The 21,450-nt window shown below is 66.5% G+C and carries 15 protein-coding genes; 10 read left to right on the plus strand and 5 right to left on the minus strand.

Going from position 1 to position 21,450, the window contains the following annotated elements; all coding sequences use genetic code 11:
• Positions 1-52: 52 nt before the first annotated feature.
• A complete protein-coding gene (locus IFT58_RS00290; protein ID WP_192093604.1) occupies positions 53-2,104 on the minus strand; it encodes a TonB-dependent receptor in 2,052 nt (683 codons plus the stop codon).
• A gap of 371 nt (positions 2,105-2,475) precedes the next feature.
• Positions 2,476-3,702, minus strand: a complete 1,227-nt coding sequence (locus tag IFT58_RS00295) for an MFS transporter (RefSeq protein WP_192093605.1) — start codon at positions 3,700-3,702, stop codon at positions 2,476-2,478.
• 299 nt (positions 3,703-4,001) lie between these two features.
• Between IFT58_RS00295 and IFT58_RS00300 the strand changes: the two genes are divergently transcribed.
• From IFT58_RS00300 to IFT58_RS00315, 4 genes are all read left to right on the plus strand, one after another.
• Positions 4,002-5,351 (plus strand): alpha/beta hydrolase, encoded by a 1,350-nt coding sequence (locus IFT58_RS00300; protein ID WP_192093606.1) that lies wholly within the window; start codon positions 4,002-4,004, stop codon positions 5,349-5,351.
• The gene (locus IFT58_RS00305) at positions 5,348-6,901 is read left to right on the plus strand and encodes a GMC family oxidoreductase (protein ID WP_192093607.1); all 1,554 of its coding nucleotides are present in this window, start codon (positions 5,348-5,350) and stop codon (positions 6,899-6,901) included. Before IFT58_RS00300 ends, IFT58_RS00305 begins: the two co-directional genes overlap by 4 nt.
• Positions 6,902-6,910: 9 nt before the next feature.
• Positions 6,911-7,714 carry an SDR family oxidoreductase gene (locus IFT58_RS00310; protein WP_192093608.1) on the plus strand — a complete coding sequence of 268 codons (804 nt, stop codon included), beginning with the start codon at positions 6,911-6,913 and terminating at the stop codon, positions 7,712-7,714.
• Between the two features lie 275 nt (positions 7,715-7,989).
• Positions 7,990-9,015, plus strand: coding sequence for an AI-2E family transporter (locus IFT58_RS00315; protein ID WP_188324000.1), 1,026 nt, complete (start codon positions 7,990-7,992; stop codon positions 9,013-9,015).
• A gap of 49 nt (positions 9,016-9,064) precedes the next feature.
• On the opposite strand, the gene IFT58_RS00320 is transcribed toward IFT58_RS00315, so the two are convergent.
• A complete protein-coding gene (locus IFT58_RS00320; protein WP_192093609.1) occupies positions 9,065-10,021 on the minus strand; it encodes an alpha/beta hydrolase in 957 nt (318 codons plus the stop codon).
• Positions 10,022-10,108: 87 nt separating this feature from the next.
• On the opposite strand from IFT58_RS00320, the gene IFT58_RS00325 reads away from it, so the two are divergent.
• The 4 genes from IFT58_RS00325 to IFT58_RS00340 all read left to right on the plus strand — a co-directional run bounded on the left by IFT58_RS00325 (position 10,109) and on the right by IFT58_RS00340 (position 16,100).
• The gene (locus IFT58_RS00325) at positions 10,109-10,699 is read left to right on the plus strand and encodes a CGNR zinc finger domain-containing protein (RefSeq protein ID WP_192093610.1); all 591 of its coding nucleotides are present in this window, start codon (positions 10,109-10,111) and stop codon (positions 10,697-10,699) included.
• Positions 10,700-10,854: 155 nt separating this feature from the next.
• A complete protein-coding gene (locus IFT58_RS00330; RefSeq protein WP_192093611.1) occupies positions 10,855-12,057 on the plus strand; it encodes an OsmC family protein in 1,203 nt (400 codons plus the stop codon).
• A 54-nt stretch (positions 12,058-12,111) separates the two neighbouring features.
• Positions 12,112-15,126, plus strand: coding sequence for a TonB-dependent receptor (locus IFT58_RS00335; RefSeq protein WP_192093612.1), 3,015 nt, complete (start codon positions 12,112-12,114; stop codon positions 15,124-15,126).
• Between the two features lie 5 nt (positions 15,127-15,131).
• Complete coding sequence (locus tag IFT58_RS00340) at positions 15,132-16,100, plus strand: DUF1684 domain-containing protein (protein ID WP_192093613.1); 969 nt, start codon at positions 15,132-15,134, stop codon at positions 16,098-16,100.
• A gap of 446 nt (positions 16,101-16,546) precedes the next feature.
• On the opposite strand, the gene IFT58_RS00345 is transcribed toward IFT58_RS00340, so the two are convergent.
• On the minus strand, positions 16,547-17,158 hold the full coding sequence (locus IFT58_RS00345; protein WP_192093614.1) for a TetR/AcrR family transcriptional regulator: 612 nt from the start codon (positions 17,156-17,158) through the stop codon (positions 16,547-16,549).
• 171 nt (positions 17,159-17,329) lie between these two features.
• Here IFT58_RS00345 and IFT58_RS00350 point away from each other — a divergent pair, with 171 nt between their 5' ends.
• Both IFT58_RS00350 and IFT58_RS00355 read left to right on the plus strand, forming a co-directional pair.
• Positions 17,330-18,541 (plus strand): MFS transporter, encoded by a 1,212-nt coding sequence (locus IFT58_RS00350; protein WP_342029514.1) that lies wholly within the window; start codon positions 17,330-17,332, stop codon positions 18,539-18,541.
• A gap of 161 nt (positions 18,542-18,702) precedes the next feature.
• Complete coding sequence (locus tag IFT58_RS00355; protein WP_249405550.1) at positions 18,703-19,812, plus strand: serine hydrolase; 1,110 nt, start codon at positions 18,703-18,705, stop codon at positions 19,810-19,812.
• Here IFT58_RS00355 and IFT58_RS00360 read toward each other — a convergent pair.
• Entirely contained in the window at positions 19,796-21,385 is a 1,590-nt protein-coding gene (locus tag IFT58_RS00360; RefSeq protein ID WP_249405551.1) for a winged helix-turn-helix domain-containing protein, read from the minus strand. The two genes, IFT58_RS00355 and IFT58_RS00360, sit on opposite strands and share 17 nt — an antisense overlap.
• Between the last annotated feature and the right edge of the window lie 65 nt (positions 21,386-21,450).

Here is a 21,450-nt window from a genome sequence, read left to right on the forward strand (position 1 = left end):
GCTCGCCGAGCGTGGCTCGGCGCTACCCACCGCGTGCACGCCCCGATCCCGGTCAGAACCGCGCTGTTGCACCCACGAAGAACGTCCGTGCGCCACCGTCGTAGTTGTTGCCTTCTTCGATGGTCGATACATCGCCGACGTTCAGTACGCCGGCGCGCAGGGTCAGACTCTCATTGACGTCGAACCCGGTCACCAGGTCCACCGTGGTATAGGCCTTGGCGAAGGTCGCACTGGTGGCCGACACCAGCTGCTCGCCGATGTGCTGCGCGCTCAGGTTCAACGACCACGCATCGGTGACCTGCCAGTCCAACGAGGTGTTGCCGGTGATCTTGGGCACCACCAGCAGGCTGGCGCCGGTGCTGCGGTTCTTCGATTCCAGCATGCGCGTGGCGTTGGTGGTCCAGCTCAGACGATCATGCAGGGGCACGGTGACGCTGGCTTCCACGCCACGGGTGCGTGCCTTCTGCACGTTCTGCGCCACCGTCCACCAGAATCCGTTGACGAAGCTGGTGGACTGGCCGGGAATCTCGCGCAGCGGTACCTGCTGGATCTTGTCGTCGAAATCGGTCAGGAAGTAGGTTGCCGATGCGGACCAGCCGCCCTGGTCGAAGCCCACGCCGATCTCGTAGTTGGTGCTGGTCTCCGGTTCCAGGTCCGGGTTGCCGGCCATATAGCAGCCGGTAGTGCCATCGGCACTGACCGAGCGGTTGGTCCACCCCTCGGCGGTCAGCGCGGTGCAGCCATTGCCGCCGCTCTGGGTCGCCGCACCGGCCGTGCCCTGCTTCAAGGTGGGCGCGCGGAAGCCTTCCGAGACACCACCACGGATCGTCCACGCATCCGCCGGATGCCACACGCCGTAGATGCGCGGGCTCAGGTTGTCGTCGTAGTTGTCGGTGTTGTCCCAGCGCAGCCCCACCGTCAGGATGAAACGCTCGTGCAGGGTGATGTGGTCTTCGGCGAACAACGCCCACGAATCGGCTTCTGCGGTCGGACTGATACGTCCCGTACCGGTCCAGGTCACCGGCACGGTGCCGATGGTGTTGTTGTTCTCAAGCTGCTCGCGCTTCCACTGGCCCCCGACGTTGATGTTCTGTTCGAAGCCCCAGTCGAAGCTGCGGGTGAAAGCGGTATCGAACACGGTCTCCTTGGCATGGTTGCCGACGGTACTGCCCTTGTCTTCGTAGTCGTTCTGCACCAACGTGGTCTTGGACGTGGACGCATCGCCGTACCGGCCGTCGTGCATCACCACGTAGCCGGTCTGCACCAGCTTGGACAAGCCCCATGCGCCGACGGCACCGGCCCCGGTGTTGCGCTGCTCGCCACGCGATGCCTCGACGCCTACCGTGTGGTCATCGTTGATGCGCCAGTTGAGCAGGGCGTTGTAGTTCTGCGCCTTGTTGCCGGGTGTCTGCCGCGCGCCGGTGTCGGATTCGCGGTTGGTCACATTGGCGCCCACGCGCAGACCGAGGTTCGGCGTCAGCGGACCACTGAACAGCGCGCCCATCTGGGTCGTGTTGCCGCGCGTGTCCGAGTCGGGCTTGCTGTAGTTGTAGGTGACCGAGCCGCCCCATTCGTTGGCGATCTTGCGGGTGATGATGTTGATCACCCCACCCATGGCATCGGAGCCGTACAACGAGGACATCGGCCCGCGTACCACTTCGATGCGCTCGATCATGTCCGGCGAGAGCCAGTTGAGATCCTGCGGTCCGAGGTCGTCACGATAGTTCACGCCCGACGAATTGCCTTGGCGGCGGCCGTCGATGAGGATCAGGGTGTACTGCTCGGGCAGGCCGCGCAGTTTGATCTTCGATTGCGCACCCGACAGCGCGTAGCCACCGGTGACCCCGGGGACGGTGCTGAGCAGTTGGCCGATGCTGCTGACCGGCTTGCGTTCGATCTCCTCGCGGGTGATCACGCTGATGCTGGCGGGCGCATCGCGGATCCACTGCTGGGCGCCCGTAGCGGTGACCACCACGGTGTCCATCTGCTTGGCCGACGCGGCGTCGGCGCTGGCCTCGGCATGGGCCTGGGCGGTGATGACAAGACCGACGGCGACCGACAGGGCGGCCACCGTGAAGCGGGAAAGGGGGGAGGGGGACAACATCGACGCAGTACTCCTGAAAGAGAGGGTCCGCTGGCGATGGCTGGGACATCCGTGTGGGGTATTTCAAGCTTCCTTAACAATCGTATCACGAACCATTCGCATTTGACATGTCACGTTACGTTGTCATGTGTGGAGACGCGATGGTGGTGCCCACGGTAGAGCCGGCTTCAGCCGGCTGCTCTTCGCAGTCGGCTGCTCCCCGCCAACGGCCCGCTTCGCTCGCCGAGCATGGCTCGGCGCTACCGGCCGATACCTTCCCGCTGGCGGCACTGACGGTCGAGCTCACGGTAGAGCCGGCTTCAGCCGGCTGCTCTTGGCATTCGGCTGTTCTCCGCGGACTGCCCGCTGCGCTCGCCGAGCCTGGCTCGGCGCTACCCGGAACCCACCCGGCTGGTCTCTGGCATCGCAAGGGCCAGCACGCACGCCAATGCTGCAATCGCGGCCAGGCTGAGGAAGGCGGCATCGTAGCCGGCGAACTGCACGATCACGCCCGCCAGACCGGGGCTGAAGGCCGCACCCACGCCGAACGCGGTGGAGACAGCGCCGAGGGTGACGTTGAAGCGGCCGGTTCCTTGGGTCAGGTCGCTGACGATCTCCGGCAGCAGTGCGCCGAAGATCCCGGCGCCAATGCCATCAAGCAGCTGCACGCCCAGCAGCCAGTACGGTGCATCGGACAGGGGATACAACACGCCGCGGATCGGCAGGATGAAGAAGGCGATCAGCAGCAGAGGGCGGCGGCCCCAGCGGTCAGCGCGGGCGCCGACCAGCAGGGCAGCCGGCACCATCACCAGCTGCGCCGCCACGATGCAGGCAGCGGTGAGGGTGGTGGCCAGATGCGGGCTGGACTGCGACAACTTCTGCCCGACCAGCGGCAGCATCGCCGCGTTGGCCAGATGGAACAGCGCACAGCACGCTGCAAGAATCACCAGCGTACGGTTGTGCAGCAGATGCATGATCCCAGCGGGCGCGGCCGGCGCGGACGTCGCGGCTGACAGGCCGCGCGCCTGCTGATGGTCGATGGCGGCGGCCGGAATCATCAACACGGCGCCGACACTGGCCAGTGTCATCACCGCCATCAGATAGAACACCACCACCGGCCCACCGACATACGCCAGGCCACCGGCCAGCACGGCCGCGACCGCGTTACCGGCGTGGTTGAAGGTTTCGTTCCGGCCCATGCGGCGGGCAAACGCGCGTTGACCGCCAATGCCCAGCGACAGCGCGGCAATGGCCGGTGCGAAGATCGTCCCGGCCACCGCGCTGATTGCCTGGGTAAGCGCGACCAAAGTGAACGAGGTGATCCACGGCAAGACCACGCAGCTGACCGTCACCACCAAGGCGGCGATCACTACTGCCGCGCGCTTGCCGTTGATCCGGTCCATCAACGCCCCGGCGGGCGTCTGCGTCAGCAACGCAGCAAGCCCTGCGACGGTCATCACCACGCCGATGCTGGCCGGCTCCCACTTGTGCACCGCCAGCAGATAGATGGCCAGATACGGCCCTAGTCCGTCGCGGACATCGGCAAGGAAAAAATTCAGCCCATCGAGACCCCGTGCGGGCGTATGCGAAGCAGAGGGAGCAGAGGGCGTTGGGGTCACGGGGGGCTCGCGGGGAGGGGCGGGGTGCCCGGCTGCAACGGCATTGGCACGTTATGCGCGTGCGCCTGTGACGGCTGCGTGGCGTGTTCGGCAAGCGCTCCCCGCATCTGCTTACGCCTCGCCCGCAGGCACCGGTTCTACTTTCGCACGGCCGTGGACGAGCGCCCGCGGAGCGTGATGCGGTTGCTCGATTCCGGCAGGGTGGCGAGCCGCTGCGCATGCAGCGCGTACACGCTTTTCTGCACGCAAAGCAGACGCGATGCCACGCATGCTCCGGAACCGGATATGGCGGATTTTTCATGCAGCGGCCCACTCTTTTTTTTCTGCACGCATTGGGCGCAAGCCGAGACGAATGGCGGGATGTGATCGCCACCCTGGAGCCACAGTTCGAGTGCGTGGCCCTGGACGTACCCGGTTTTGGAACCACGCCAAGCGCAGGACGCCTGGATGTGATTGCGCTGACGGACTGGTTCTGTGCGGAAGTGGCAGACCGTGCGCCGCCCTGCTGGTTCGCCATCGGTCACAGCATGGGCGGAAAGATCGCCACGCTTGCGGCGGCGAGGTCACGCGATGGGCTGCTGGGATTGGCCGGACTGGGGGGTGTGATCCTGATCGCAGCCTCCCCGCCGTCGCCTGAGCCGATGGATCCGGCGCGGCGCGCGGAGATGCTGGCCTGGTTTGGCAGCGGTGCGCCCCAGCGTCAGCATGCGGAGACGTTCGTGGACAACAACGCGGCATCCATGCTGCCGCCCGCGTTGCGCGAACGTGCCATCGCCGACGTGCTGCGGTCGCAGCCGGAGGCGTGGGCGGCGTGGCTGCTGCGTGGCAGCCGCCAGGATGTCGCCGATGCGGCAGGAACGCTTCACGTACCCGCACTGATCATGGCCGGCGCTGAGGACGGTGACCTGGGTGCGGACGCGCAACGTCGGCTCAACCTACCGCACTACCCAGCGGCCACGTTGGAGTGCATCCCCGGTGCGGCGCACCTGTTGCCCTATGAAGCTCCGCACGACGTGGCGCGGCTGATCACCCTGCAGGTAGAACGCAGCCAGGCACGGCGCCTGCCCGATGACTTCATGCGCCTGCTCAACAGCAACCGGGTGGTCCCGCGCATGCGCAGTCGGCTGTTGCAGCGCCATGCCGGGCCAGCGCCGGATGCCCGCGGAGTGCTCTCCGACGGGCAGCGTGCCGTGCTTGGCGCATTGGCGGCGGCCGTCCTGGATGGGCAGGCCGATGGCCTGGATCTGGCGCGCCGGATCGACATCGCCCTGGCCAACGAGGAAGGCGACGGCTGGCGTTTCGCCGACCTGCCTGCCGACGTGGCCGCATGGAAAACCGGGCTGGACATGCTGCAGCAGATGGATTTCGGCGACCTGCCGACCAGCGGCCAGGCCGCGCTGCTGACGGCGATAGCACGGGGTGAGCATCCTCTTGCGCCGGACAGCGCGTTCAGCACGGCGCAGCTTGCGCACTGGTTCGAAGACGCGCGCGCCACCGTGGTGCGCACCTGGACCAGCCTGCCATCCACCTTTGCGCTGATGGGTTACGACGGCTTTGCGGTGGGCGGCGACGGCCGGCACAGCCTGGGCTACACGCATACCGAGGCCGACCACGGCGAGGACTGGCAACTGCGGGGAGCACGCCCATGATGCAGGCCACGCCGTTGCACCCGGTCGATGCAGTGGTCATCGGCAGTGGGGCAGGGGGCGCGCCGCTGGCCGCACGGTTGGCGGAAGCCGGGCTGTCGGTCGTCGTGCTGGAAGCCGGCGCCGCATTCGACTCTGAAGATCATCTGGCCGATGAACTCACCACCGGCATCTACTGGATGGAAGAACGGCTGAGCGGCGGCAGTACGCCCACCGCGTTCGGCCCCAACAATTCCGGCACCGGACTGGGCGGTTCGACGCTGCATTGGGGCGCGTTCTGTCCGCGACCCGATGCCCGCGACATGCAGCTGAAGACGTTGACCGGACAGGGCGAAGACTGGCCCATCGCCCACGCGGACCTCAGCGCCTACATCCAGCGCGTGGAATCGTTCATCGGCGTAGCCGGACCTGCCCACTATCCGTGGGACACCACGCGTCACTATGCCTATCCGCCGCCCTTGCGCAATGCCTCGGCGCAGGCGATGCAGCGTGGTTGCGCGGCACTGGGTATTCAGGCCACGGACGCGCCTGCGGCTTTGGTGACGCGTTCGCGTGAGCAGCCCGGCTTCGGCACGCGCAGTGCCTGCAACAACTGCGGTGCCTGCCACCAGGGCTGCAGCAACGGCGCCAAGACCAGCATGGACACCACGTGGCTGCCACGCGCCCGCGCGTTCGGCGCGCAGCTGCGCAGCAGTTGCCGCGTCACGGATATCGAACGCGACGCACGTGGCCGCGTCACTGGCGTGGTCTACCACCAGGACGGCGTCGAGCAGCGTCAGCGCTGTGCCGCCGTGTTCCTGTGTGCCGGCGGCATTGAAACCCCGCGCCTGCTGCTCAACCTTGGCCTGGCCAACGGCAGCGGACAGGTCGGGCGTAATTTCATGGCCCACGTGGCAACCCAGGTCTGGGGCGAGTTCGACGCCGACATGTGCATGAACCGCGGCTACCCGTCGTCCATGATCAGCGAAGATCAACTGCGCCCGGACGCCGCCGCGTTCGTCGGTGGCTATCTGGTACAGAGTCTGGGCGTGCAGCCGGTGACCCTGGCCACCACGCTCGCCCGGGGTGCGGAACTGTGGGGCGCGGCGTTGGTTCGCACACTACAGCGTTATCGGCGGCTGGCAGGCATCGGCATCAACGGCGACTGCCTGCCGCAGGCAGCAAATCGGCTCTACCTGTCCGACGAAACCGACGCGTTCGGTCAGCGCAAGGCGCGCATCGATTTCAGCTACGGCACCAATGAAACGGCGTTGAACGTGCATGCCACGCGCACGCTCACCTCGATCTGGCAGGCCGCCGGTGCCAGCGGGATCTTCAGTGCCGAACGCTCGGCCCATACCTTGGGCACCTGCCGGATGGGCACGTCCCGGGAGCACGCGGTGGTGGACCCGGACGGTCGCAGTTTCGACATCGCCAATCTCTATATCTGCGACAACTCGACCTTCCCCAGCGCACTGGCAGCCAATCCAGCACTCACCCAGATGGCGCTTGGGCTTCGTACCGCTGAAAGGTTCCTGGCCACGCACGGCCTGGGACGCACAACCACAGCCTGAGGAGGCGACATGGATCTGGGTATCACAGGGCGCATCGCACTGATCAGCGGCGCCGATTCGGGAATGGGCAAAGAGACCGCCCGGCAGCTGCTGCAGGCCGGCGTGCGCGTTGCCATCACCGATGTAGCCGACGGCACGCTGGATGAAGCGCTGGCCGAGCTCAGTCCGCTGGGCGAGGTGATCGCCATCACCGGCGATGTCACCCGCGCCGCGGACGTCGACACGATCTGGGCCAAGGTGCGCGCCGATCTGGGCGAGCCGGACATTTTCGTCAACGCCGCCGGTGTGACGGGCGCTACCGGTGATTTCCTCGATGTGGATGACGAGGGCTGGCTGCGCACGCTGGACATCAACCTGATGGGCGCGGTGCGGATGTGTCGCCACGCCGTGCCGGCGATGCGCGCGCGGGGCTGGGGCCGCATCGTGCTGTTCGCGTCCGAGGATGCGGTGCAGCCCTATGTGGATGAGCTGCCGTACTGCGCATCCAAGGCCGGCATCCTCACCTTGGCCAAGGGGCTGTCGAAGGCGTACGGGCCAGACAACGTGCTGGTCAACACCGTGTCGCCGGCCTTCATCCACACCCCGATGACCGACGCGATGATGGAGAAACGCGCAAAGGAAAAGGGCATCTCCTTTGACGAAGCCGTCGCCACGTTCCTGGACGAAGAACGCCCCGGCATGGTGCTCAAGCGGCGCGGGCAGCCGGAAGAGGTGGCGTCTGCCGTAGCGTTCCTGTGTTCCGAACGCGCCAGCTTCATCAACGGCGCAGGCATCCGCGTGGATTCGGGCTCGGTCAACACGCTGGCCGGCTGACCCACGGCGGTGGCGCCGATGGTGGCGCCCACGGTGGCGCCGATGGTAGAGCCGGCTTCAGCCGGCTGCTCTTCACATCAGGCTGCCCTTCGCCCTCCGCGAACGGCCCGCTTCGCTCGCCGAGCATGGCTCGGCGCTACCAGCCGGTGCCCTCGCGCCGGTCGAGCCGGCGCGTCTCGGGCGATGCCTTCGCGCATGCGGAACCCATGGGGTGGGGCGCCGTATGATGGCTGGGCTCTCTTCCTCGCTCCGGAATCCAAGGTACGCCCCTCGCCATGCACGAACTGATCGCCCGAACGTCCCGCCCGCCCGCCTTCCGTATTGCCGCCTGGTTGCTGATGCTGCTCGGCATGTGGCTGGCGCTGCGCCTGGGGTTGGTGGTGACGCTGCTGTCGGGCCTGCTGGTGTTCCACCTGACCCACCTGCTTGCTGGCTCGGTGGAAGGCAAGCTGCCGCCGGGACGGGCCCGCGCCATGTCGGTCATCGTGCTGGCTGTGCTGATCATCGGCGGGTTGAGCTTGGCAGGCGTCGGCATCGCGGCGGTGTTCCGCAACCAGACCGGTGGCCCCGACGTACTGCTCGCCCATCTGATGGACATTCTCAACAGCTCCCGCCATCAGGTGCCGGCCGTGCTGCGCGCCTACATTCCCGAGGACATGGACACGCTGCGCACCGCACTGAACGAATGGGCCGCCGAACACCAGCGTCAGCTTGGTGTGGCCGGTACGTCGGTCGTGCAGGTGGGCGTGCGGGTATTGATCGGCATGGTGCTGGGCGCGATGGTCGCGCTGTATGACGAAATGCCGTTGTCGCGGATGGGTCCGCTGGCCCAGGAAATGGTCGGCCGCATCAGCCGAATGGCCGTGGCGTTCCGCCAGGTGGTCTTCGCCCAGGTCAAGATCTCGCTGTTGAACACGCTGTTCACCGGGATCTTCCTGCTGATCGTGTTGCCGCTGTTCGGCGTGCAGTTGCCGCTGGCCAAGACGCTGGTGCTGATCACGTTCGTCGCCGGGCTGCTGCCGGTGGTCGGCAATGTCATCTCCAATACCATCATCACCATCGTCGCGCTGTCCGTTTCGTTCTACGTCGCGGTGGGCGCGCTGCTGTACCTGGTGGTCATCCACAAGCTGGAGTACTTCCTCAACGCGCGCATCGTGGGCGGCGAGATCCGCGCACGGGCCTGGGAGCTGCTGCTGGCGATGCTGCTGATGGAGGCGGCGTTCGGACTGGCCGGCCTGGTCGCCGCGCCGGTGTTCTATGCCTACATCAAACGCGAGCTGCTCGACCAGGGCTGGATCTGAGCAGCGCACGCCGCAGAACGCCGACCGTGTGACCGGTCGGCGGTTGCAATCACGGCTGGCTGCTGGGCGCCACGTGCCGATCCAGGAAGGAGCGGATGACCGGAATGATCTCCTGCGCATGGGTTTCCAACGCAAAGTGGCCGGTGTCGTAGAAATGGATCTCCGCATCGGGAATGTCCCGCGTCCACGCCTGCGCGCCAGCCGGCAGGAAATACGGATCGTTGCGGCCCCATACCGCCAGCAGCGGGGGCCGCTGCGTACGGAAGTACGTCTGGAAGGTGGGGTACAGCTGCACGTTGGAGGCATAGTCCAGCAGGAGATCCAGCTGCACGTCGGCGTTGCCGGGCTGTGACACCCGCAGCCCTTCCAGGATATAGCCATCCGGTGGCACCCGTGTGTGGTCGCTGACGCCTTCCAGATACTGCCATTTGATCGACGCGGCGGTGGGGAAGTCGGCCAGCGCGGCGCGGTTCTTTGCCGTGGGTTCTTTCCAGTAAGTGCGGATCGGATCCCAGCCCTTGGCCAGCCCTTCTTCGTAGGCATTGCCGTTCTGCGAGATCAGCGCCGTGATCCGTTCCGGATGGGCGGTCGCCAGGCGCCAGCCGATCGGTGCGCCGTAGTCGTGCACCATCAGCGCATAGCGGTCGAGCTTGAGCTGTTCGGTGAAGCGATCCATCGTCCTGCTCAGGTTGTCGAAGGTGTACGCATAGACATCGCCGGCAGGCGACTCGGTGTGGCCGAACGACGGCAGGTCCGGTGCGATCACATGGTAGGTGTCGGCCAACGCGGCGATGACATCGCGATACATGTACGACGAGGCTGCGAACCCATGCAGAAGCAGCACAGTGGGTGCGTTTCGGGGGCCGGCCTCCCTATAGAAGATCCTGACATCACCCACCTGCTCGTAGCGGTAGTGGACAGGGGTAGCGGAGGGTGTGGCCAGCGCGCTGCCCGCAGTGAGGGCGGCAGCCACGCCGAGCGGAGCAAGGAGGTGATTGATCTTCATAAGTCTCGCCATGTAACCGAGATGGAGTGTTTTTGCAGGTTACGCAGCAAGATGGTAACCTGTCAATCTAATTTACGGAGGTTACATATGCCACCTTCAGACGCCACCGCCCCCCTGTTCGTCGCCAACGACCTGGCGTTGGACTTCATCAACTCGGCCTACGGGCCGCCCACCGCACCGGTGGACGTGCTGGTGGACGACGCGGCGGTGGTGCTGTGGCTGACGGAGGCCGGCGTCGTCGCGGCAGGCAGCGTGCGTGCGCCGAAGGGGATGCTCGCACTGGCGATCGCCCTGCGTGACGAAGCGCGTGGCCTGCTGGCTGCTGCGAGGGCAGGGAAGCCGTTGCAGGCGGACCGGGTCAACGCGGTGCTTGAAAGAGGCAGGCCCGTACTGGAATTGAGCTCAATGCCCAGCGACGCGACGCCCGTGCTGGTGGAGCGTCGTCGCGATGACAGCCCCGAGGCCTTGCTGCAGCCGGTCGCGCTTGCGCTGGGGCAGCTGTTGGCGGGCGGCGATCTGCAGCACGTCGGCCAGTGTGAGGCGCATGACTGTTCGCTGCTGTTCCATGACACCACCAAATCCAGGAAGCGGCGGTGGTGCAGCATGGCGCTGTGCGGCAACCGGATGAAGGTTGCCGCGTTTCGTTCGCGCCGGCAGTTCGTGCCGACTCAGGGATAGATTCCAGCAGTGCGGGTGATCTGCGCGGCCCCTCCCTGGAAGCGTACGGGGAGTGCGCATAGCGAATATGGGAATGTCCAACGATCATTTAGATGTGGCGACGCGACATGAAACAGTGGGCCTCCGTTCACGATCCCCACGGAGTTCCGCCGCCCATGTCCACCGCCCGTTCTGCGTCGCCGTTCAAGGTTTTCGGCGCGTCAACTTTGTCGGCCATGCTGCTGCTGGCCGCGCCGCTCATTTCCTCAGCGGCGGACAACGGCTCACCCCTGCGCACGTATCTCGCCGCCAAACGTGAGGCTATCAAGGCGCAGTCGGCGCAGCCTGCCGCACCCATCGCGATCCACGCAAAGGTCACGGCCGAAAGCCGCTCCGGCGTACGTCGCCTGCGCATCGGGCCCACGGGCGAGTTCCAGTACATCAGCGATAGTGGCCGCAACTACGCAGGCTACAACCTCGGCGCCGGTTCCTGGGACTCGCTGGTCGGCACCTTGGCGAGCGCCGTGGCCGATGAGTACATCGTGCAGGCGGCCGAGCAGAATGTCCCGCTTGATGCGCTGGACGTGGTGTTCACCAGCATCCCCGAGCGCAAGAGCGAGAGCCTGGCGTACCCGAACAATCTCTCCTATGTGGCCTACATCGACTCGCCTGCCACCGACGCGCAACTGCAGACGCTGAAGCGCGCGGTGCACGAAAATTCCTCGGCCATCGACCTGGTAACGCGACCGCAGCAGGTCAGCCATGCCGAGGTCGAATACCTCCATAGCGATGCGGTGCGCGACCCGGCGTTGCCGCCCGGTCTGCGCGATTTCATCACCGAGGAGAAGCGTCCCGCGGTGCTGGCCAGGCAGGGTAAGCCCGCCTCGGGCAAGGGCAAGCCCGCCGATCCGGAAACCCTCGTCGCGCGCGCCCACGTCGAGCCGCGCACCGGCCTGCGCCGCGTCTTCCTGGGCAAGGACGGTTATCACCAGCAGCTGCACGATAGCGCGCCCGGCCTTCTCGGCTATGGGCTGGCGCCGACGGTGGAGGAACACCTGCTCGGCGTGACCGGCACCTGCCTGACCCACATCTTCGAGGTGCAGGCCGCCGCACGGAACGTGCTGTTGGATTCGTTGGAGCTGACGGTTGATGGTCAGCTGAGCCCGCGCTTCGGCAGCAACATCCAATCGCCCGCACGCTACAGCGGTATCCGTTACAAGGTGCGGATTGAATCGCCTGCATCGGAACAGGAGATCGACGCGCTGCGCCAGTCGGTCGAGGCCACGTGCCCGCTCTACAACCTGGTCAAGGACGAGCAGAAGCTCGAAGGCAGCATCGTCCGCGGCGCCTACGCCGAAGCGACGAACCACGCGCGATAACGCACGCCGCGATCCAACCGGCCGTGCCCTGCAGCCATCACCTGGGGATATTCAATGAGTCGCACCCACCGTTCGCAGCTGATCGCGAAAAGCCCGTGCCATGCCCTGCACGGCCACCGTCCTCGTCGCGGTCGGCTGGCCTTTGCCCTGTGCACGCTGCTTGCGCCGGCAGCGTATGCCGCCGAAGAAACGGGCGTAGGGGCTGCGCCGTCGCAGGGCTCGAATGCCCGGTTGCTGGACAAGGTGTCGGTGCTGGGCTCGCAGATCGCCGGGGGTGGCGCGCAGGCCGCGCTGCCGGTGGTCGCGGTGGACCGGGAACAGATCGACGCCACGGGAGCGACCAACGGCAACGAGTTGTTCCGCAGCCTGCCGCAGTTCGGTGATGTCGCCGTCACCGAGAAGGGCACGACCAACGCAGGACGAAACTCCAATGTCGCACGCGGTGACGTGGGTTCCATCAACCTGCGCAACCTGGGCTCCAAGTACACACTGCTGCTGATCAACGGCCGGCGCACGGTGCAGCACCCGATCAGCAACAGCGGCGACGACACGACCTACAACGCCAATGCCATTCCCACCTTCGGCCTGGAGCGGGTCAACCTGCTGCTGGATGGCGCGGCGTCCATCTACGGTTCCGATGCCGTGGCAGGCGTGGTCGACCTGGTGACGCCGAGCAACCTGCAGAATGGCGGTGGCATCAAGCTGAACTACGGCAAGGTGGCTGATGGCCATCGCGAAGACATCTCGCTGGACGGCTACTTCGGCAGTGATTTCGCGGAGGGGCGCGGCAACATCTCGGTCCTGTATGGCGTCTCCAAGCGGACCGCGCAGCGCAATTCGGACGCATGGTTCACTGCCACCGATGGCCGCCGTCCCCTCGGCGATGGCACCAGCGTGCCGGATCCGAACGGTAGCTCGGGCTTCAGCACACGAACCCCATGGGGTCATTTCGACACCTATGCCGGCAGCCGGCGCACAGGCAGCTGGCACGTCGATCCCGCCAGCGGTTCCCTGGTGTCCGGCGCGGTACCGACGCGCTATCACTACGATTCCGCGGCCGAGCCGGGCATCACTTCGGCACCGTCCATCAACAAGGGAAATGTCTTCGCCAGTGGACGGTTCGATGCCACCGACAACCTGCAGCTGTTCGGGGAACTGGGTTACTACCGGGCCACCTCCGAATCCTGGGTGAGCAGCGAGTCGGGCTTCGGCGGTGACGGCTTCCTGCTGCATATCCGCCCGGACGCCTATTGGGTGCCGGACGCCTTGCGCGGCGCTGACGCGATCCGGCTGCTCAACTACCAGTTTGCGGATTCTGGGATCCGCCGGGTAAAGGTGGATAACGATCAGTCGCGTGTGCTGCTGGGCGTGCGCGGCTGGACCGACGGCGGCTGGAACTGGGAAACCGCTCTGCTGTATTCGCGTGCACGCAGTACCGACACGCAGCAGGGCGGGCTGACCGATACCTTCATCGCCGCGGTGAACCGTACCGATGCCGGTGCCTACAACCCCTTCAGTGGTGGCGATCCGGCCAGCATCCGGCTGGGCGATGCCACGCCCTACGACACCTCGGCGTTCATTGGCGAGGCCACCCGCGAAGGCACTACGGAGCTGGCGCTGTGGGATTTCAAGATCAACCGTTCGGACCTGTTGACCTGGTACGCCGGTGACATCGGCCTGGCGGCAGGCGTTGAGTACCGGTATGAAAGCCGTGAAGATGATCGCGACGAAAACATCGATGGCAGCCGTCCCTATACGGACTGGTATACCGGTACGGTAGCGGCCAGCAACTTCTTCACCCATAGCCCCCGGCCCGATGTCCGCGGCAGCCGCAACGTAACGTCAGCGCTGATCGAACTCGCCGTGCCGCTGATTTCCCCCGCGCAGGGCATACCGCTGGTGCAGTCCCTGGATCTGCAGATTGCGGGCCGCTGGGAGGACTACAGCGATGCAGGCAAGGTGGCCAAGCCAAAGCTGGCCGCGGCGTGGAAGGTAAATGACAGCCTGTTGCTGCGTGGCTCGGTCAGCGGCGGCTTCCGCGCGCCGGGGCTGGAACTGGTGAACTCCCCGCCGACCTACGGGTTCGGCTTCAACAACGATGCCGTCCGCTGCCACGCGCTGATCACCAAGGGCGCCCAGCCCGACTACAGCGCCTGCTTGAATGCCTACAGCAGTGGCTCGTCGGTCAAGCCCTCGGTGAGCGCCGTGACCTCCTACGGTGACGATGTGAAGCCGGAAACCACCCGGCAGTCGTCATGGGGCGCGGTGTTCGAGCCGCAGTTCCTGCCGGACTCCCTGGGCGCGATCAGCCTGAGCGTGGATGCCTGGCGGGTGCAGGTAGAGAATCCGATCAATACCCTGGGTGAGGAGCTGTTGTACGACGCGTATCTGCGCGTGGTGGAGGGCAGCAGCAACCCGAACGTGGTGCGTGCGGCCGTCACGGCGGAGGACACCGCGCTGTTTGCAGGCTCGGGTCTTGCGCCTGCGGGCGTGGTGACGCACGTGTACAACCGATATCAGAATCGTCGGCCACTCACCGCGTCGGGCGTGGACTACAACGTTACCTGGCGCCTGAGTGAGACGGCCTGGGGCAACTTCGCCTTCCTGCTGAGTGTCAGCCAGCTCAAGGAATACACCCAGCAGAAACCTGCCGAGGTGCAGCAGGTGGCGGCCGCCATTGCCAATAGCCAGTTGAACATCATCGCGCCAGACCTGGGCGCGGCCAACGAGGTCGGCATCAATGGGGCCAAGCCGGAATGGCGGGCCAGCGCGACGTTGATCTGGAACCTGCAGGACTGGACGGTCCGCTTGCGCGACGACTACATCGACAGCGTGACGGCCGGCGCCTATGCCGATCGCACGCCGTTCGTGGTGGGCTCCACCCAGCGCTGGGCGTTGTCGGTCAAAAAGGAGTTCAACAGAGGACGCCTGAAGGGGACGGCGGTGGAAGTGGGGGCGCGCAACCTGTTCAACGAAGAGCCGCCACTGAATGCCACCGGCAGCTACCTGAGCGCGTTGCACGAAACCTACGGACGCTACGTCCACCTCGGCATTTCCAAAAACTGGTGACCTGCATGAAGACGCACACGCTGGCCTCTGTCCTTGTCATCACCCTGCTTGCGGGGGCATGCAGCCCGCACGACACGCCTGCGCCGGAGACGTCCGCAGCCGCGACGGCAGCGCTGGATTTCAAGAGCGAACACGCTGAGTGGGTGCAGGAACGTACCGCGGATCTGGGCAAGCCCGATGGCTGGACCAGCCTGATCGGGCTGCACTGGATCGAGGCCGGAACGCAGAGTGTGGGCGCTGCTGAAGGCAATGCCATCCGCCTGGCGATCGCACCGGACCGCTTGGCCCGGCTGGAGCCGCGGGCCGATGGTCTGTACTTCACGCCGGTGGACGGGGCGCAGGTTACCGCCGATGGCAAGCCGGTGCAGGGGGAGATACGGCTGGATCCAGAAGGGAAGGGCGGTGGCACCACGCTGACCTATGACGAAGGCAAGGGACAGATCACCGCGATCAAGCGCGGACAACGGCTGGCACTACGGGTGCGCCATGCCGATGCGCCGGCGCGCCTGCACTTCGGTGGCCTGGACTTCTTCCCGGCCGAGGAAAGCTGGCGTGTGCAAGCGCGTTTCGTGCCACATCCGCCCGGCAGGACGCTGCCGATCGTGAACGTGCTCGGCGAGGTCGCGGATAATCCGAATCCCGGCTACGTCGTGTTCGAGAAAGAAGGGCGGGAGTGGAAACTGGAAGCCTTGGGAGACCCGGCGAAGAGCTTGAACCTGATGTTCCAGGACCAGACAACCAGCCGGCAGACCTACGGGGTGGGTCGCTACCTGCGCACCGATGCGGTCGCGGCAGACGGCACGGTCACGCTGGATTTCAATCGCGCGTACAACCCGCCGTGTGCCTACACGGACTTCGCAACCTGCCCGTTGCCACCGCCTGAGAACCGTTTGGCGCAGCAGGACGACAACCGGCAGCTCGTGCGGCTGGCGGTCGTGGCAGGCGAGAAGAAATACGCCTTGGCGCTGCACTGACGTTCGTCGCGATCCGGTAGCGCCGAGCCGCGCTCGGCGGAATGCATCCGGCGCTGCGATGCCAGACACAGGCCGCGCTTCGCGCTCGCCGACCATGGGTCGGCGCAACCACGCCGGATTTCGGTGCGCCACGCCGTGCCGGATGCCGGTTACGGGCCGTGCGGCGCAATATCTGGTAGCGCCGAGCCACGCTCGGCGGATTCCTTCCGGCACCGCGATGCCGGACGCAGGCCGCGCTTCGCGCTCGCCGACCATGGGTCGGCGCTACCAGGCCGGATCCCCGGTCGGCGCGCGATCCGGTAGCGCCGAGCCACGCTCGGCGGAATACATCCAGCGCCGCGATGCCGGACGTAGGCCGCGCTGCGCGCTCGCCGACCATGGGTCGGCGCTACCACGGCGGATTTCGGTTGCGCCGCGCCACGCCGGCTCCCGGTTGCGCCGCGCCATTACGCGGCCGGGGCGCTCCACACGCACATCAGCCGGCTGATGGCGGCATCCATGACCTTGAGACTCACGCCATCACGGGCGAGGGGAGAGAGGCCCTGCAGGAAACTGTCGAAGACGCAGGTCAGCGACGCAGCATCGGCGTCCGCTCCGAACTCACCCGCCGCGATCCCGCGCTCCACGCAGGCACGGATGCCAGCCCGCGTGTGGGCGCGTGACCGGGTCAGCGGCGCGGTCACGGACGCAAGCTCGGGCGTGGGCGCGCTCATGACAGCCAGCGTCACCATGCAGCCCTTCGGGTGGCCGCGTTCGCACTGCATCCTGGCCGACTGGCGCAACGCACGCTCCACCGCCTGTTTTGGTGCAAGCGTGGTGTCCCATAGACACTGGGTCACCTGCGCGTAAGTCGACAGATAGCGCTCAGCGCATTCCTGAAACAGCGCCTCCTTGGATCCAAACGCCGCGTAGAAACTCGGCGCACTGATCCCGCCGCCGATCGCCGCCTTGAGCTGGGACAGTGAGGTGGATTCGTAGCCCTGCTGCCAGAACAGGTGCAGCGCCTGATCCACCGCGGCGTCACGGTCGAAACTGCGTGGTCGGCCCATCTGTGCCATGGCGTCCTCCGATGCTTACATAAATACTATTCGATACATATCTCGTTGACAAGCCGCGATGCCACGCCTATATCTATATCGGTCGATACACATCTGCCAAACCTTCCACCCCTCGGGTTGACCCCTATACGCGAGCCGGTGCGGCAGGATTCCCAACCTAAAGGACACTGCGTGACTTCCCCCACCTCCACCACACCTGCTGCGGGCCTTGCGCCGCTGCCCATCGCTGCGCTGTTGGCGCTGGCCATGACCGGCTTCATCTGCATCGTCACCGAAACCCTGCCGGCGGGCCTGCTGCCGCTGATGTCCGATGGGCTGGGCATTACGCCCGCCTTGGCAGGACAGACGGTCACCGCCTACGCACTGGGCTCGGTGATCGCCGCCATTCCGCTGACCATCGCGACCCAGCAGTGGCGGCGACGCAACGTCCTGCTGCTCACCATCGTCGGCTTCCTTGTATTCAATTCGATCACCGCAGTGTCCAACGACTATGCACTGACCTTGGTGGCCCGCTTCTTTGCTGGCGCCGCAGCGGGCCTGGCGTGGAGCCTGCTGGCCGGCTATGCCCGACGCATGGTGCAGCCCGACCAGCAGGGCAGGGCGATGGCCATCGCCATGGTAGGCACACCGATTGCGCTGTCGCTCGGCGTGCCGCTGGGCACGTGGATGGGCGGCCTGCTGGGCTGGCGCACTGCGTTCGCTGCCATGTCGGCGCTGACCGTCGTGTTGATCGTCTGGGTGCTGGTCAAGGTGCCGGACTACCCGGGCCAGTCAGCCGCCCAGCGCGTCCCGCTGCGCAAGGTGCTCACCACGCCGGGCGTGCGTCCGGTGCTGGCGACCGTCATGGCATGGATGCTGGCGCACAACATCCTGTACACCTACGTGGCTCCGTTCGCGGCCAACGCCGGGCTCGCCGAACGCGTGGACGTGCTGCTGCTGGTCTTCGGTGTTTCGGCACTGATCGGCATCGGCGTGGCAGCCAAGCGGGTCGAGCGACACCTCCGCAGCACCGTGCTGGTGTCGTTGGCCACGTTCTTCGTGATCTGCGTGACCCTGGCGTTCCTGCAGCAGCTGCAACCGGTGGTGTATGTCTGCGTGGCGATCTGGGGCCTGACGTTCGGCGGTGCCGCCACACTGCTGCAGACGGCGTTGGCCGACAGTGCGGGCGAGGGCGCCGACGTGGCGCTGTCACTCAACGTCGTCGCCTGGAACCTGGTCATCGCCGGTGGCGGTGTCATGGGTGGGGTGCTGCTGGACCAGTGGGGGGCGCAGACCTTCCCGGCGGCGATGGCGTTCCTACTGGCCGTGGGCTTCTGCATCGTCTGGCGCGCGCGACATCACGGATTTGCGGCTGGCGCACGCGCGGCGGTTGCCGGGCACTAGGCCGTCATCGGGTCAGGAGGGACGGCCGCATCCCGGCGGTCGTCCCTGCAGGTGGCGTCATAAACCGTTGATGGGCAAGGCCTTCATTATTCTTCAGACAGTCATCAGGCCCTTCATTTGATGGCATGGTCCGCTGCGGACTCCTCTGCTGGAGTGTGCCCATGTCGATCCTGCTTCGCCTGTTTCCTGTCGCCGTCCTGCTGCTCGCCGCCAGCGCCGCGTGCGCTGCTCCTCCCATGGCCGTGGCGGAGGATTGGCCCGCCGGCGACCCTGCAGGTCACGGCTTCGATCCTGCGCGACTCGCCGCGCTCGATGCGGCGATCAACAGCGGCCAAGCGCCTGACACCACCAGCGTGCTGGTGCTCCATCAGGGCGCATTGATCCACGAGGCGTACTTCAACGGCGCTGACCGGGAGACGCTGCACAACACCCGCTCGTTGACCAAGAGCGTCACCGCACTGCTGGTGGGGGCGGCCATCGACCGCGGCCTGATCGACGGGGTGAGCGCTCCGGTGCTGGGCTACTTCCCGGACAGGACGCCCGCGCACGCCGGGGCCTTCAAGGACGCCATCACCCTCGAAGACCTGCTGACGATGAGTGCGGCGTGGGAGTGCGATGACAACAACAGCTTCTCGGCCGGCAACGAAGAACGCATGTACGTCAGTGCCGACTGGACCGGGTTCACCCTGGACCTGCCCGAGCGCGGCTACGCGCCGTGGAATCTGCGCCCGGCCGAAAGCCCGCACGGTCGCGCCTTCGCTTACTGCACGGCCAACTCTTTCCTGTTGGGCGCGATCGTCGAACGCGCTACCCACATGCCATTGGCGCAGTTCGCGGCCGACGCGCTGGAACGGCCCTTGGGCATCCGGACGTCGGTGTGGCAGCGTGCTTCAGAAGGCGTCGGCATGGGCGGCGGCGGCACCCAGTACCGCAGCCGCGACCTGGCCAAGCTGGGGCAGTTGATGCTGGACGGCGGTCGCTGGAAGGGTAGGCAGGTGATCTCTGCCGATTGGATCGAGGCCATGACCCAGGTGCGTGCGCAGACTCCGTTCGACGCAGAGTACGGTTACCAGATGTGGCGCTTCACCTTCAAGGACGGCGCACGGCTGCTGCACGCGTGGACGATGTCCGGCAATGGCGGTAACGCGGTATTCGTGGTGCCCGAGAAAGCGCTGGTGATGGTGGTGACCCGCACCCGCTACAACCAGCGCGGCATGCATGAGCAGACCCGGGCGCTGCTGCAGGATTTCATCCTCACCGCGCCGCAGTAGCCTGCCGTGCGTCTTCGGGGAGGATGCCCGATGCGATGACGCGCGCCCGTTCGGTCGCCACGTGGGCCTGCACTGACTGCAGCACCGCGGCGAATCCGGGGTCGGTACGCAGCGCGCTGAACAGCGGTGACACCCGCAGATACGCAGCATCACGGTAACCGCTGGCAACCGCAGCGTTGAGCGCCTGCAGGGCGGCCTGCCGGTCGCCGGCCAGCTCGGCGAGCAGGGCCGCTTCCACCCCGTCCAAGGGGTCGGCACCCTGCGCAAGCCCGGCCTGCAACGCGGCGGACTGCTGACGCAGCACGGTCGCAGCGGGCACAGGGGTTGCGCCGGTGATCCAGGCTACAGTGCCGGGCAGGCTGGCGTGAGACTTCAAGGCCCGTGCCTGCAGGGCAGCACTGCGGGCAGCGGGCTGGTCACCGCGCTGCAACGCCAGCTCCGTCGCCAGCAGATACAGCGCGGCATGCTCGGTGCCGCGTGCCATGGCCTCGTCCAGCGCCGCCTGCGCCTCCGCGGTGCGGCCTTGTCCATACAGAAAGACGGGCCAGGCACTGTTGGAAAACACATTGTCCGGATACAGCTGGAAGCTGCGCCGGTAACGCGCCTCGGCCGCCGCGGTGTAGCCCAGCAGCTCCAGGTTCGAGGCCACCTGCACCGGCCAGAAGCGCACACGTTCCGGATGACGCACGGCGAGGTTTGAAGCCAGCGCATCATGCAGGCGCCCCTTGCGGGCATACAGATACGCGGCCGAGGCGCGGCTTGCGTCGTCGTCGGGGTCCAGCTGCACCGCGTGCTCATACGCGGCCAGCGCGGCGTCGACCTCGCCCAGGCAATCATGCGCATAGCCCAACGTCGCATAGGCGGCGGACCGCTCCGGGCTGCGCACCACCACGGCCTGCGCCAGCGTCAACGCCTGCTGCACATCGTTGCGGTTGCCGTTGTACAGGCACGCACGCGCAGCGAGGGCGCGGGAAATCCCGAGCTGGGCCGGCATATCGTCCGGCACCTCCTGCAAGCGCTGGCGGTACAGCGCCAGGGCGCGTTCGTTGTTATCGCGCTGGCCGATGGCCGCGTAATAGTCCGCACGCTCCAGCAGCGGCGATGCGCCATCGCCCACGGCGGCCGGCCATTGCCACCACGCAAGTCCAGACAACGCGAGGACCAGCAGCGCGGCGGCTCCGATGATCATCGGCGCACGGCGCGGCGGAGGCATGGGCTGCGTGTCCGCCGATGCATCCGGCACCGGCTCGCTGCACAACTGATACCCCTGGCCGCGCACGGAACGCAGATAACGCGCCTGACGCCCGTCGTCGCCCAGTGCCTGGCGCAGCAGGCGGACCCGCTGGGTCACCGTCTCTTCGTTGACATGCGCGCCCGCCCACACGTTGGCGATCAGGTCATCGAAACCGACGACCCGCGTGCCTTGGGTGATCAGGTAATGCAGCAGCCGAAAGCTGAGCCCGGCCACGTCCACGACCTGGCCGCCCTCACGGACCACGCGCTGCCGCGCCACATCGATGCGCAGGTCATCAAGGCGGTAGTGCAGGGGCAGGGTGCCGGTGGCCTCAGCCATGGAGGAACACAGCGCTACAACGGGTCAACGGGGTCACCTGGCGGCTGCGGATCGTGGTTGCCGAG

It is taken from the genome of Stenotrophomonas sp. CFBP 13718, from assembly GCF_014842145.1.
In the GTDB taxonomy this organism is placed as follows: domain Bacteria; phylum Pseudomonadota; class Gammaproteobacteria; order Xanthomonadales; family Xanthomonadaceae; genus Stenotrophomonas.

What these genes read in the sequence shown, in the direction of transcription:
- IFT58_RS00340 (WP_192093613.1), top strand. Translation starts at nt 15,132, where the DNA reads ATGAAGACGCACACGCTGGCCTCTGTCCTTGTCATCACCCTGCTTGCG.
- IFT58_RS00320 (WP_192093609.1), bottom strand. Translation starts at nt 10,021, where the DNA reads ATGAAGATCAATCACCTCCTTGCTCCGCTCGGCGTGGCTGCCGCCCTC.
- IFT58_RS00300 (WP_192093606.1), top strand. Translation starts at nt 4,002, where the DNA reads ATGCAGCGGCCCACTCTTTTTTTTCTGCACGCATTGGGCGCAAGCCGA.
- IFT58_RS00315 (WP_188324000.1), top strand. Translation starts at nt 7,990, where the DNA reads ATGCACGAACTGATCGCCCGAACGTCCCGCCCGCCCGCCTTCCGTATT.
- IFT58_RS00345 (WP_192093614.1), bottom strand. Translation starts at nt 17,158, where the DNA reads ATGGCACAGATGGGCCGACCACGCAGTTTCGACCGTGACGCCGCGGTG.
- IFT58_RS00325 (WP_192093610.1), top strand. Translation starts at nt 10,109, where the DNA reads ATGCCACCTTCAGACGCCACCGCCCCCCTGTTCGTCGCCAACGACCTG.
- IFT58_RS00360 (WP_249405551.1), bottom strand. Translation starts at nt 21,385, where the DNA reads ATGGCTGAGGCCACCGGCACCCTGCCCCTGCACTACCGCCTTGATGAC.
- IFT58_RS00330 (WP_192093611.1), top strand. Translation starts at nt 10,855, where the DNA reads ATGTCCACCGCCCGTTCTGCGTCGCCGTTCAAGGTTTTCGGCGCGTCA.
- IFT58_RS00305 (WP_192093607.1), top strand. Translation starts at nt 5,348, where the DNA reads ATGATGCAGGCCACGCCGTTGCACCCGGTCGATGCAGTGGTCATCGGC.
- IFT58_RS00290 (WP_192093604.1), bottom strand. Translation starts at nt 2,104, where the DNA reads ATGTTGTCCCCCTCCCCCCTTTCCCGCTTCACGGTGGCCGCCCTGTCG.
- IFT58_RS00310 (WP_192093608.1), top strand. Translation starts at nt 6,911, where the DNA reads ATGGATCTGGGTATCACAGGGCGCATCGCACTGATCAGCGGCGCCGAT.
- IFT58_RS00355 (WP_249405550.1), top strand. Translation starts at nt 18,703, where the DNA reads ATGTCGATCCTGCTTCGCCTGTTTCCTGTCGCCGTCCTGCTGCTCGCC.
- IFT58_RS00335 (WP_192093612.1), top strand. Translation starts at nt 12,112, where the DNA reads ATGAGTCGCACCCACCGTTCGCAGCTGATCGCGAAAAGCCCGTGCCAT.